Annotated in this window: 12 protein-coding genes; 2 read left to right on the top strand and 10 right to left on the bottom strand. The window is 70.7% G+C overall.

The features are described 5' to 3' along the window. Positions 1-29 precede the first annotated feature (29 nt). The 10 genes from AC3IF1_RS21705 to AC3IF1_RS21660 form a co-directional block, all read right to left on the bottom strand. Positions 30-203 (bottom strand): YqaE/Pmp3 family membrane protein, encoded by a 174-nt coding sequence (locus AC3IF1_RS21705; protein ID WP_243970443.1) that lies wholly within the window; start codon positions 201-203, stop codon positions 30-32. 130 nt (positions 204-333) lie between these two features. Continuing rightward, positions 334-603: a hypothetical protein gene (locus AC3IF1_RS21700; protein WP_489219290.1), complete on the bottom strand. Its 270-nt coding sequence runs from the start codon at positions 601-603 to the stop codon at positions 334-336. Positions 604-1,284: 681 nt separating this feature from the next. Next, positions 1,285-2,874, bottom strand: a complete 1,590-nt coding sequence (locus tag AC3IF1_RS21695; RefSeq protein ID WP_489219289.1) for a c-type cytochrome — start codon at positions 2,872-2,874, stop codon at positions 1,285-1,287. A 61-nt stretch (positions 2,875-2,935) separates the two neighbouring features. Next, positions 2,936-3,241: a hypothetical protein gene (locus AC3IF1_RS21690; RefSeq protein ID WP_489219288.1), complete on the bottom strand. Its 306-nt coding sequence runs from the start codon at positions 3,239-3,241 to the stop codon at positions 2,936-2,938. Then, entirely contained in the window at positions 3,241-3,735 is a 495-nt protein-coding gene (locus AC3IF1_RS21685; RefSeq protein WP_489219287.1) for a TspO/MBR family protein, read from the bottom strand. Before AC3IF1_RS21685 ends, AC3IF1_RS21690 begins: the two co-directional genes overlap by 1 nt. Further along, a complete protein-coding gene (locus tag AC3IF1_RS21680; protein ID WP_489219286.1) occupies positions 3,732-4,907 on the bottom strand; it encodes a geranylgeranyl diphosphate reductase in 1,176 nt (391 codons plus the stop codon). Before AC3IF1_RS21680 ends, AC3IF1_RS21685 begins: the two co-directional genes overlap by 4 nt. Positions 4,908-5,151: 244 nt before the next feature. Next, positions 5,152-6,492: a BCD family MFS transporter gene (locus AC3IF1_RS21675; RefSeq protein WP_489219285.1), complete on the bottom strand. Its 1,341-nt coding sequence runs from the start codon at positions 6,490-6,492 to the stop codon at positions 5,152-5,154. Next, positions 6,492-7,376 (bottom strand): chlorophyll synthase ChlG, encoded by an 885-nt coding sequence (gene chlG / locus AC3IF1_RS21670; RefSeq protein ID WP_243970455.1) that lies wholly within the window; start codon positions 7,374-7,376, stop codon positions 6,492-6,494. The genes AC3IF1_RS21675 and chlG overlap by 1 nt, the downstream gene beginning before the upstream one ends. Positions 7,377-7,698: 322 nt before the next feature. After that, positions 7,699-9,144: a transcriptional regulator PpsR gene (ppsR, locus tag AC3IF1_RS21665; protein WP_489219284.1), complete on the bottom strand. Its 1,446-nt coding sequence runs from the start codon at positions 9,142-9,144 to the stop codon at positions 7,699-7,701. Positions 9,145-9,174: 30 nt separating this feature from the next. Beyond that, on the bottom strand, positions 9,175-10,077 hold the full coding sequence (locus AC3IF1_RS21660; RefSeq protein WP_489219282.1) for a cobalamin B12-binding domain-containing protein: 903 nt from the start codon (positions 10,075-10,077) through the stop codon (positions 9,175-9,177). 315 nt (positions 10,078-10,392) lie between these two features. Between AC3IF1_RS21660 and bchF the strand changes: the two genes are divergently transcribed. Together bchF and AC3IF1_RS21650 are read left to right on the top strand one after the other, a co-directional pair. Next, entirely contained in the window at positions 10,393-10,899 is a 507-nt protein-coding gene (bchF, locus tag AC3IF1_RS21655) for a 2-vinyl bacteriochlorophyllide hydratase (protein ID WP_489219281.1), read from the top strand. Further along, the gene (locus tag AC3IF1_RS21650; protein ID WP_243970463.1) at positions 10,896-12,185 is read left to right on the top strand and encodes a ferredoxin:protochlorophyllide reductase (ATP-dependent) subunit N; all 1,290 of its coding nucleotides are present in this window, start codon (positions 10,896-10,898) and stop codon (positions 12,183-12,185) included. Before bchF ends, AC3IF1_RS21650 begins: the two co-directional genes overlap by 4 nt. Positions 12,186-12,189 lie beyond the last annotated feature (4 nt).

The raw sequence follows: 12,189 nt of genomic DNA, 5'->3' as shown, positions 1-12,189 counted from the left end.
GCCAGGTCGGGCCGGGCTCCGCTGGCAATTCAGAGCAGCGGCCGGTCGCGGTTCATCAGCCAGAGGGCGTGGACGGTGCCGGGCAGCCAGCCGAGGATCCAGAGCAGGATGTTCAGCAGGAACTGGATGCCGAAGCCGGTGGTGACGAGGACCGCGATCGGCGGAATGAAGATCGCGAGCAGGATGCGGACGAGGCTGGACACGGGCGCTCCGGATCGGACGTCTCGGGGGATCCACGCTCAAACGACGCGCGGCGATGTCCGTTCCCGCGGGACCCGCAGACCGCGCGGCCGGCCTCGAACTGCGCATCGAGCGTCACGCCGGGGCGCATGATCATGGACCCGTGTCGCCGCCCCTTCGCTGCGCGCGTGCCGCCATCGCCTCGATCATCCGGAGTGCCCGCAGCCGGTTCTCTATGCCGGGCAGGGCGAAATAGGCCCTGAACAAGCGCGGCAGCATCGCAGCGCGCCGATATCCCCGCCGCAACGGAGAACCGCCCGCCGATTCGGTCATGTGCGGCGGCAACACGAAGAAATCGATGTCGGTCCCACTCGCCTCGGCGATCGTTCGCAGAAGCGCAAGGGTAATCTTGCGTTCAGGCACAACCAATCTCCGTATCTCAAATCGCATCCTGATATAAATACGTCATTACAGGTCTTAGATAAGTAACCTGTACAGTTGTAAATCTTTTTCTTATAAATTATCCGAATCTTGAACCACAGAGGCATGATTAAGTGCGCAGATATCCTTCCGTCGTCAAGCGGCTCCCACCCTTGTCGTCACCGTCAGGGACCTGAATTCAGATCGTAGTCTTGCAATAAGACAATCGATCTGGACAGATTTCTGGCTGCACTCTGCTGTTTCGACGCGGCGTGCATCACACAAGACAATGCACCCTAAATCATCCCAGAAATATCTCAGGTTGGGATGGACCAGGGTTGCGTCGGGGGGCACATCCGTGCCTGTCATGCACTGGGCAGAGCACGCGCTTCCCTGAGGGCCGCCGGAACCCGGACCGGCCATGATCGAGCATCGTTGCGGTCCCAACAGATGCGCTGGACTGCCCCCCGGAGAATCTCCGAGGTTCGACGCAGGCGCTGTTCCAACGGGCGGCGGTCCGAGAGGAAAACGGCCAGGGCTCCGTCCCGGTCGCACCACGCCGATCACAACAAGCGGCCCGTTGATCCGGGCCTCCGCATCGGCCTCGCGCTTGGAGCGCCGCACCGAGGCCCCCCGCCCTTTGCCGACAAGTGCCGCCGGGCAGGCCGGGCGTGAGCCCCGGCCTCAATCCTTCCGGGTCGGCGGCGTCGTCGCGGACGGGACGTTCACCGCCTGCTTCTCCGGGTGCTTCACCTGGCTGTAGGCGACGTTGGAGAAGGTACCGATCACGGCCGGCCAGCTGGGCTTGCCGTATTGCGGGTCGTCGTGGGCGACCTTGCAGAAGGCCGTGGTCAGCGCGTTGACCACGTCGTCGTCCGTGGCACCGGCGGCGGCCGCCTTGATCTGCGGCACCAGCCGGACCAGGGTCGGCACGAAGTCCTGCTGCTTCACGCCCATGAGGGTGTCCTGGACGCCCACTTGATTGAAGGCGGTCTTGAGCGTGTCCTGCTCGATCTCCGCGCAGGGGGCGGTGCCGGCCAGCATGGTCTTGGTGGCGGCCCGCGCTTCGGAGGCCTTGTCCCCGGTCACCGGCGGTGCCTTGTTGCCCCAGGAATTGCGGATGTAGTCGGTGACGTTTTTCACCTCGACATCGGTCATCTGCTGGCCAATCGCCACCATCGGCGCGAGCCCGCTCTGGGCGGCGAGGCCGCCATAGATCACCCGCAGGACCGTCTCGGGCCCCTCGGACATCACCGAGGTATTGCCGGCGAGCGCCGGAACCGCGCCCTCGATGCCCTTGCCGTCCGGCTGGTGGCAGGAGGAGCAGTAGGTCAGGTAGGTCGAAGCGCCCGGAGCGCCGGCGGTATCGAACGCCGCGAGATCCTTCGGCTTGTAGGTCTGCTTGGCGGGAACCGTGCGCAGGTAGGCCACCATGGCCTTCAGGTCCTCCTCCTTCACCTTGGAGAGGGATTCCATGATGGTCTGGCGCATCGGACCGGCGGCGACCCCGGGCCGGTCGCCCGGGGCGGTGCCGGTCTTCAGGTAGGTCACGACCTGCTCGTCGGTCCAAGCGCCGATGCCCTGATGGCCGTCCGGGGTGATGTTGGGGGCGTACCACCCATCGATGACGCCGCCGCCGAAGCGGCCCGCGAAGCTTGTATTGCCCACGAGCTTGTTCTCGTTGTGGCACATGGCGCAGTGGCCGAGGCCCTCGACCAGGTAGGCGCCGCGGTTCACCTCGGCGCTGGCATTGGGATCGGGCTTGAAGCGCTCCTCGGTGAAGAAGGCGGTCCGCCACGTCACCAGCGCGGTGCGCACGCTGAACGGGAACGGGATCTGGCTCTCCTGCCGCTTCTCGTTCACCGCCGGGACCGATTGCAGATAGGCCCAGATCGCCTTGGTATCCTCGTCGGTGACCTTGGTGAACCAGCCGAACGGGAAGGCCGGGTACAGGTAGCCGACGTTCTTGCTGTAGCCGTGCCGGAACGCCTTATCGAAATCCTCGTAGCTCCAGTTGCCGAGACCGGTCTCCTTATCGGGGGTGAGGTTGGGGGTCATGATCACGCCGAAGGGCATGTTCAGGGCGTAATTGCCGGCGAGGAACTTGCCGCCCGGCGCCGTGTGGCAGGCGGCGCAATCGCCCATGGTGACGAGGTATTTTCCCAGCTCGACCGGGTCGGACCCGTCCTGCGCCAGGGCCGGAGCAGCCAGGAGCAGGCTCGCCAGGATCGGGGCCGAGACCCGGCCGGAGGAGAGGGCTTTCGTGCGCTGCATGCCGCGTCTCCGTCCCTAGCGTGGAAGAATTTCAAAGTGTGCCGCGCGTGAACGCGGCCCTTCAAGCGGGAGTTCCGGACGACGGAGCCCTGCGGCGTTGTGCCGTGGCCGCCCGGAACCGCAGACCGAGGTCGGCAAGATGCGCGACGAGCCCGGCGAGCAGCCAGCCGGCGACGCTGATCCAGCCCGCCGCCACCAGGGCGGACCGCAGGGCCAGCATCAGCGCGGCCCCGGAGGCGAGGTTGGCGAGCAGCGCCGGCAGCGGCGGCCCGCCCCGGCGGCGCAGCCACGCGAGGAGGATCGCCTCCCCGGCGACGAGCAGCAGGATCCCGTCGATTATTCGGCCGGAGGCGAACAGGGCCTCCATCAGGCCCCCCGGAACGGCGCATTCAGGCGCACGATCCGCAGGTTCAGGCAGGCGGCGACGCTGACCCAGGCGAGGTAGGGCAGGTTCATGAGGCCCGCTGCGACGCTCACGTGGCCGGTGACCAGCACCAGCACGGCGATCGACAGCCACAGGGCCGCGACCTCGGCGAGCGCCCAGTCCGGGCGGCGGAACCGGAAGAACAGCACGCTCCAGGCGATGTTGAGCGCCCCGTTCACCGCGTAGGCGGCGAGCAGCAGGAGCCGGTCCGTCGGGTCGGGATCGCCGTTCCAGGCGATCACCCCGGCCGTGGCGGTGAGCAGAAAGATCACGGTCCAGACCGGCCCGAACGCCCAGTCCGGCGGCTTCCAGGCCGGGAACCGCAGGTGCCGGTACCAGCCGTCCGTGGTGGTCGCGAGGGCACCGGCCAGCGCCACCAGCACAGCCGCGAGCGCCGCCACGACGGGCGGGCCCCAACCGGTCCCGATGAGGCTCACGGGGAGACCCAACGGAACAGGTGGGCGAGGTCCTTGAAGAAGATCCGCGCATGCGCGGCGGGTTTCGCCCGGACCAGCTCCTTGTTCATGTAGCTGTCCCAGGTGAGCTGCTGCACGTCCTTGTCCCGGCAGATCGAGACGAAGCGCTCGCGCAGGCCGTCGCTACGGTACCAGACCCACTGCATCATCCCGAGGATCCAGAACACGCGCCCGTGCAGCTTCATGAAGCTTTTCCGCGCCCGCGCGAGGGCCTTGACGTCACCGGTCTTCAGGAAGACGGCGGCGGCCTCGGCGGAGAGGCGGCCGCCCAGCATCGCGTAGTAGATGCCCTCGCCGGAGGCCGGCGCCACGACGCCGGCGGCATCGCCCGCCAGCAGCACGTCGCGGCCGTTGTCCCAGCGCTTCAGGGGCTTGAGGGGCAGCGGCGCACCCTCGCGGCGCAGGGTTTCGGCATGCTCGAGTCCGGTCGCGGCGCGCAGGGCCCGGATCGAGGAGCGCAGCGAGAAGCCCTTCTTCGCGCTGCCGGTGCCGATGCTCAGCGTCTCCCCGTGCGGAAAGATCCAGCTGTAGAAGTCGGGCGAGTGCCGGCCCTGGTAATAGACGTCGCAGCGGGTCGCCTCGACCGATTCGGCCCCGGGGGCGCCGGCCTCCGGCACCCGCAGGATCTCGTGATAGGCGAAGACCTGCCGCATCTTGGCGTGGCCCGGCACCTCGGCCCGGCCGACGGGGGAACAGGCGCCGTCAGCGCCGATGACCAGGCGCGCCCGGACGGCGTGGCGGACGAGGGCTTCTCCGGCGCCGGTGCTGAAATGGACCAGCGCCGGTCCGTCATCCGGCCGGCTGATCTTTTCGTAGGCGGCCGCACGCAGGTCGGCGCCGGCCTCCTCGGCGCGGGTGCGCAACCAGGGGTCGAATTGCTCGCGGTCGACCATGCCGACAAAACCCTCGCCCACCGGCATGTCGACGGCCTTGCCGCTCGGCGCCACCATCCGGGCGGACCGGATCTTCGCCACGAGGAGCGAATCGGGGATCGCGAAGTCGCGGATCAGCCGGGGCGGGATCGCGCCGCCGCAGGGCTTGATCCGGCCGGGCTTGTCGAGGAGCAGGACCGCGTGGCCGGCCCGGGCGAGGTCGGTGGCCGCGGTGGCGCCTGCGGGACCGCCGCCGACCACGACGACGTCGTAGGACGCATCGGCACGACGCGCTTTCCCTCCCCCCTCTGCGGGGGAGGGTGGGCCGGCCGTCAGGCCGGATCGGGGGAGGGGAGCGACGGTGCCGGAAACGGCGAGCCGGGAACCGAAACCCGCTCCGTCGTGCTCCCCTTCTCCCCCCCTGCTTCGCAGGGTACCCTCGCCCGCAGGGGGGGGAGGGAGGGCGTCGCGGCCTTCACCGCCATCATCCAACCGTGCCATCGCGTCACCTCACGCCGAGGAGGGGATTGAGTGGAATCGTGCGCCGGCCCGGGGTCCGGGCGGGCGCGAGCCGCAGGGCCAGCAGCACCGCGACGAGGAACAGCGCCCCCTCCGCGGCGAAGACGGTGGCGTAGGCCTGGACCGGCTCGGCCGTGACCAGCCGCACCAGATCCACCGCGGCCGCCCCCAGAAAACCGCCGGCCCCGAAGGCGACGCCCTGCGCCGCGCCCCAGACACCCATTCGGGTCCCGCGCTCGCGCTCGCCGCCGCGCCCGGCCAGAGCCATCATCGAGCCGATGGCGGCGACCGCGTAGGCGCCGTTGGCGACCCCCAACGCGAACACCGAAGGCCGCAGCGGCAGCACATCGCCACCCGCCGCCAGCGCGAACAGGGCGGCGGCCGAGCCGGCGCAGCCGAGGGCGATCCAGAGCCGCAGGGAGGCGAGGGGGGTGCCCCGGGCCGCGAGGGTCACGCCGGCCACCAGCAGCATCCCGGCCAGCACCCCGCCGTGCTGGAGCCCGGCGAGCTTGGTGGTGGCGCCGGGGCTCATGGCGAAGACGAGGCCGGCATAGGGCTCCAGGATCAGTTCCTGGCCGCTGTAGGCCAGCATCGAGACGAAGACGAAGATCGTGAAGGTCCGGGCCAGGGGATCGGCGAGCACCTGGGCCAGGACCGCGCGAAACGGCGGCCGCGCCGTCTCGGACTCGGCCGCCCGGGTGGGCAAGCGACGCTCGATGCCCGCCACCGCCAGGAGGGCGACCGTGAAGGCGATGAGCGAGACCGCGCCGGAGACCGCGACCAGGCGCAGGCCGGAGAACGGATCCAGGAAATGGCCCGCCAGCGGGGCCGTGACGGCGAAGCCGACGATCATCATCACCCAGACGATGGTGGCGGCCGCGCCGCGCCGCGCCGGCGCGACGCCACCCGCGAGCAGCACGAGCAGCGAGGTCCCCGCCGCCCCGACCCCGATCCCGACCGCCAGGAAGGACAGGGCGGCGAGCGCCAGCCCGAGGGCGAGGTTTTCAGCGGCGAGGGCGGTACCGCAGGCCGCGCCGAACCCGCCGAGGCAGAGCGCCGCCATGCCGCCGACGATCCACGGGGTGCGCCGGCCGCTCCGGTCGGAGCCATAGCCCCAGCGCGGGCGCAGCACCTGCACGGCGTAGTGCAGGGCGACCAGCAGGCCCGGGACGAAGGCGGGCAGCGCGAGTTCCACCACCATCACCCGGTTGAGGGTGGCGGTCATCAGCACGACGACGCTGCCCAGAGCAGTCTGGACGAGACCGAGGCGGACGATCTGGGGCCAGCCCAGCGTCCGCTGGCCCGCGCTCGAACCGGGCTCACCCATCACGCCCCTCCCACCAGCGGCCGCAGCGCGAAGGCCGCGACCAGCATGCCGAGGACGTAGAGGGTCGTGCCGGTGCCGTTGTACCAGGCCGCCCGCTCCCGGGGGGCCTTCAGGAACCGGACCATCAGGGCGAGCTGGCCGACGAGCAGCGCCGCCACGAGCCCGGCATGCCCATACCGCGCCCAGCCGACGAGCAGCGCGATCACCACGACCTGCGGCACGGCCATCACCAGGCAGGCGAAGCGCGCGGCGCGCTCCGAACCCATCTGAACCGGCAGCGAGAGCAGGCCCATGCGCCGGTCGCCCTCCACCGACTTGAAGTCGTTGAGCGTCATGATGCCGTGGGCGCCTGCCGAATAGAGCAGGGCGATGACGAGCACCCGCCGGTCAGGCAGGGCGGCGGCCATCACGGCGGCGCCGGTGAACCAGGGCAGCCCCTCGTAGCAGAGCCCGACCGCGGCGTTGCCCCACCAGCCGTTCTTCTTCAGGCGCAGGGGCGGCGCGGAGTAGATCCAGGCGAGGACCAGCCCGAACAGGGCCGCCCCGAGGATCCAGGGGCCCAGGGCGGCCGCCACCGCCATGGACAGCAGCGTCCAACCGAGGGCGAGGTAGAGACCCCAGCGCCCCGGGATCCGCCCGGAGGGAATCGGCCGCCCGGGCTCGTTGATCGCGTCGACGTGCCGGTCGAACCAGTCGTTAGCGGCCTGGCTGGTGGCGCAGACCAGCGGCCCGGCGAGCAGGACCCCGGCGGCGATCACCGGCCATTGCCCATGGGTGGATTGCCCCGACGAGATAACCCCGCAGGCGAACGCCCACATCGGCGCGAACCACGTGATCGGCTTCAGCAGCTCGATGACTGCGCTCGGGGCGGGCGTAGCGGCCATGGCGTCAGGCTAGCGACCCTCCACCATGTGTCAAGTTGGATTTACACAGACCGCGGGATCGCCGGATTGGTTTGTCTGTCGAATACATCGCCGGGCTAAAATACAATATGCAGAGCCCGCGCGGTTCCGGTGTACCGAGCACCCGCGACGCGCCGAGATCCCCGCCCGTGGGGGGCCGCTGCCGGCGCGTCCGGATCGATCCCGGGGCCACGGCCGAATGCGGTCCGCGTGGTGTCACGGGCGGCGAATCGGGACAATCCGTCCCCGCACGACCGGATGCCCGTCTTCGGGATCGGCCGATCGAGAGGGCCTTATCCGGCGATCAGTCCGCTTCGACCGGACCATCGAGATCGCCGACGCCGTAGCGGCGCATCTTGGCGTAGAGACCCTGCCGGCTCAGCCCGAGCATCTCCGCCGCCGAGGCCCGGTTGTCCCGGGTGATGCGCAGAGCCGCCTCGATGCACAGCTTCTCGATCAGGTCGGTGGTCTCGCGGACCAGGGTCTTCATCGAGACCCGGCCGACCAGTTCGGTCATCTGCTCCACCGAGCGCGGCACGTCCCGCCCGCCGGAGAATCGCCCCTCGGGGATCCGGCGGGGGGTCGTCCGAATCGCGAAGCCCATGCAGGGGCGGGCGCCCGCCACGGAGACGGCCGCGACCTCCACGTCCTCGACGCCGCCGTAGGCGCCGCGGATCACGGTCGCGAAGCGCCGCACGGAGCCGTGATCGACCAGGGTCGCGAACAGGGCCTGTGCCTCCGTCTCCTCGCGGCCGAGCCATTGGTCGAGGGTGCGCCCACGAACCTGCCCCTCGCTGGCGAGCTGGATCAGCTCCAGGAAGGCGGCGTTCGCGGTGAGGATCCGGCGGGCCGAGTCGGTGACCACGAAGCCCTCGGGCATCGCCTCGATCACCGCCCGGGTGGGCGCCTCCTGGCCGGGGCCGGCCTCGACGGTGGCCGGATCGGCCACGAGCCGCATCAGGGCGCTGGCGCCGCCCTCACCCCGGAACAGCGAGACCGAGACCGAGACCTCGCCGCGCCCGTGCGGCAGGGCGGCCCGGACCTCCCCGGCCTGCCCGGTCGCCCGCAGGGCGGCGAACTGCGCCTCCAGCGCCCGCGTGCTGACGGCGTCGAACAGGTCGATCACGTCCTGGCCGGCGACGCGCTTGGCGGGTCGACCCAGCAGGCGCGCGGCCGCCGGGTTGGCCTCCGCCACCCGTCGGTTGCCGGCATCGACCACCAGCACCGGCTCGCCGGAGATCTGGAACAGGAGCCGGTAGCGGGTCTCGACGGACCGCAGGCGCTCGTAATCCCGCTCCAGAGCCTGCTGGCTCTCCATCAGGCGGCGCTGGAGCGCGGCCACCGCCCGCATGTCGCGCCCGAGCACCAGGATCGGGCCGCCCTCCGACGCGCGGATCGAGGCGTAGCGGATCGGCAGATCGATGCCGCTGGGGGAGGGGTGGTTGATCTGGCGCCAGCGGGTGATGCCCTCGGGCCGGGCATCGCGCAGCAGGGCGTCGACCTTCGGCCGGCTCTCGGCGGTCACGATATCGACCCAGCGCCGGCCCAGCCAGCCGGGGATGTTCTCCGCTTCGAGATCGGCGCCGATCGAGGCATCGCGGATCACGCCCTCGGCGTCGATCACAAGCGACAGATCTGAAGACGCCGCGACGATGCGCCCGACCGCCTCGCCGCCGAGGTGGCCGGCCACCTGGTCCAGTGCCGCGAGCGGCCCTGGGGGGGTGGGGTGGGGCTGGAGCGTCACGATCACCGTGATGTGATGAGGTGGATTGGGGCCCTTTCAGCAGGCCAGGGCCTGTCTGTCCAGCAAAGCTTCCGCCGCGGCGGGTGCGAGGCACGCGTCCAGTGCGCAGGCATCGGCGCCGACAATACTCGCATCGCCGCCGTGGCGCACGAAATAGGGACCGCCGACCAGCACGCGAACCGCCGGGTTGCGGGAGGCGCGTCGCACATCCGCCACCGTCGCGACCAGGACCGGCAGGAGCACGTCGCTCGAGAGCGACAGGCCGACCACGTCGAACCAATCGGTGGCGAGCAGGTCGAGGGGATCGAGTCCGGGCTCCGGCACCGCCGTGGTCACGTCCCAGCCGGCCTCCCGGAAGAAGCTCGCGACGATCGAGAGGCCGAACCGATGGGTCTCGCTGGGACAGGGCAGCAGCAGCACGCTGCGCCCGCAGACGGAGACCGCCTCGTCCTCCAGTTCCAAACAGAGATGCCGGCACATCGCCTGGAGCCGGCCGAGCGCCTCGGTTACGGCCAGGAAATCGCAGGCATCCTCCTCCCACAGGGCCCCGAGATGCCGGGCCGCCGGGGCGAGCAGATCGAGGAGCAGCCGCGCCAGCGGCAGGCCGGCATCCAGCAGGGCGTCGACTTCGGCGTCGAGATCCACCGGTCCGGGGGCCAGGAGGAGGGCGCTGAACGCGGCGATCTCCTGCGGTGTCAGCGTCCGCTCGACCGGGGACCGGCGCCCGGCGCCCGGGCGGTGGGCCAGCATCAGCCGCGGCAGGATCTCGGCTTCCACGACCCGGGCGAGGGAGTCCGGCAGGGGGCTGAGGGTTCGCTTGGGGGCGGACCAGGCGCGGGAAACGCCGCGGAATGCCGGGACGACATCGCCAACGGACCCGCACCCCGGCCCGGATGTCGCGTGTTCTAGGCGCGCTCCGAAATGCCTCCAGTCCCCCATCGGCATCCCTCCTTGAAACGGCCGCGGCTCGAAAAACCGGCAGCTGCGCTCACACATCGGATGCGGGACTGCGAGCCCGTCTAGTCTTCGACTTCCTCAGTCCCGGATCTGATGTGCCAAGTCACCGGACTGTCTGCTCTCGAGCCAGACGATACGCTTCCTGGCGATCTTGGCAATCATCTTAGACCAAGAAAAATTTTCGCCCCACTGTCATACATCCCGAGCGTCAAGCGCACTTGACACTTCCGGACCCGACGCCCTAGCCTCTGCCAGGGACGGGGCCTCAGGCACCGCCGAGAAACAGGGGGCGGATGCATGGGTCCCGAGGACCGGCCGGCACGACCGCTCTACACGCCTGCCGAACGGCGCCGGCGCGACGCCACGCCCTGGACCCTGGTTCAGGGCGTGCTGGCCCCGCTGCAATTCGCGGTCTTCCTGGTGAGCCTCGTCCTGGTGCTGCGCACCCTGGCCACCGGCGAGAGCCCGCTCGCCGCCGAGATCTCCGTCGTGGTCAAGACCCTGGCGCTCTACGCGATCATGATCACCGGCTCGATCTGGGAGAAGGCGGTGTTCGACCGCTGGCTGTTCGCACCGGCCTTCTTCTGGGAGGACGTGGTCAGCATGCTGGTGCTGGCGCTCCACACGGCCTACCTCGCGGCGCTGGCCACCGGCGCCCTCGGTGAGCGGGCCCTGCTCATGCTCGCGCTCACGGCCTACGCCACCTACGTGGTGAATGCCGGCCAGTTCGTGCTGAAGCTGCGGGCCGCCCGCCTGCAGGGCACGGGCATCGGGGCGCCGCGCCTCGCGGAGGCGCTGTCATGAACGCGCCCCTGCCGCGCCAGACCGCCCGGGACGCCGAGGCCTGCGGTGGCATCGACCTGCACCAGGAGCACGGGCAGCGCGCGGTGTTCTGCGGGCTCACCGGCATCGTCTGGCTGCACCGGAAGATCCAGGACGCGTTCTTCCTGGTGGTCGGCTCACGGACCTGCGCGCACCTGATCCAGTCGGCCGCCGGCGTGATGATCTTCGCCGAGCCGCGATTCGCCACCGCGATCATCGACGAGCGCGACCTCGCGGGAATCGCCGACGCCAACGAGGAGCTCGACCGGGTCGTGACCCGTCTGATCGAGCGCCGGCCGGACATCAAGCTCCTGTTCCTGGTGGGCTCCTGCCCGTCCGAGGTGATCAAGCTCGACCTGTCCCGGGCGGCGCAGCGGCTCTCGGGGCGACTCGCGCCGGTGCGGGTGCTGAACTACTCGGGCTCCGGCATCGAGACGACGTTCACGCAGGGCGAGGATGCCTGCCTCGCCGCCCTGGTGCCGGAACTGCCCCGGGCGCCGGCCGAGGCCGCGCCGTCGCTGCTGATCGTGGGCGCGCTCGCCGACGTGGTCGAGGACCAGTTCCTCCGCATCTTCTCCGCGATGGGGATCGCGGATGTCCGCTTCCTCCCGGCCCGTCGTGCCGGTGCGATGCCGGCGGTGGGGCGCGGCACCCGCTACCTGCTGGCCCAGCCGTTCCTCGCCGACACCGCCCGTGCCCTCGACGAGCGCGGCGCGCACCGGCTGGCCGCCCCGTTCCCGCTCGGCGCCGAGGGCACCACCGGCTGGCTGCGGGCGGCAGCCGACGCGTTCGGAGTCGCCGACGAGACATTCGCGGCGGCGACCGCCGCCGGCCGTGCCCGGGCCGAGACCGCGCTCGCGCCCCATCGCGAAAAACTCGCCGGCAAGCGGGTGTTCTTCTTCCCCGATTCGCAGCTCGAAGTGCCGCTCGCCCGGTTCCTCGCCCGGGAACTCGGCGCCGCGCTCGTGGAGGTCGGGACCCCCTACCTGCACCAAGGCCATCTCGCCGCCGAGATCGCGTGGCTCCCCGCCGGCACCCGGGTGACCGAGGGCCAGAGCCTCGACGACCAGATGGACCGCTGCCGGGCGGCCCGTCCCGACCTCACGGTCTGCGGCCTCGGCCTCGCCAACCCGCTGGAGGCCGAGGGCCTCTCGACGAAGTGGTCGATCGAGCTGCTGTTCACGCCCGTGCAGGGCTACGAGCAGGCCGGCGACCTCGCCGAATTGTTCGCGCGCCCGCTCCGGCGCCGCGCGCTGCTGGAGGTGTAGGGCC

The organism is Methylobacterium sp. E-012, from assembly GCF_057836545.1.
This window is presented reverse-complemented; position numbering and strand designations above follow the sequence as displayed.

Bases quoted from the DNA above. Each gene is read 5' to 3' on its own strand.
- AC3IF1_RS21690 (WP_489219288.1), bottom strand. From the start codon at position 3,241: ATGGAGGCCCTGTTCGCCTCCGGCCGAATAATCGACGGGATCCTGCTG.
- AC3IF1_RS21660 (WP_489219282.1), bottom strand. From the start codon at position 10,077: ATGGGGGACTGGAGGCATTTCGGAGCGCGCCTAGAACACGCGACATCC.
- bchF (WP_489219281.1), top strand. From the start codon at position 10,393: ATGGGTCCCGAGGACCGGCCGGCACGACCGCTCTACACGCCTGCCGAA.
- AC3IF1_RS21675 (WP_489219285.1), bottom strand. From the start codon at position 6,492: ATGGGTGAGCCCGGTTCGAGCGCGGGCCAGCGGACGCTGGGCTGGCCC.
- AC3IF1_RS21695 (WP_489219289.1), bottom strand. From the start codon at position 2,874: ATGCAGCGCACGAAAGCCCTCTCCTCCGGCCGGGTCTCGGCCCCGATC.
- AC3IF1_RS21650 (WP_243970463.1), top strand. From the start codon at position 10,896: ATGAACGCGCCCCTGCCGCGCCAGACCGCCCGGGACGCCGAGGCCTGC.
- chlG (WP_243970455.1), bottom strand. From the start codon at position 7,376: ATGGCCGCTACGCCCGCCCCGAGCGCAGTCATCGAGCTGCTGAAGCCG.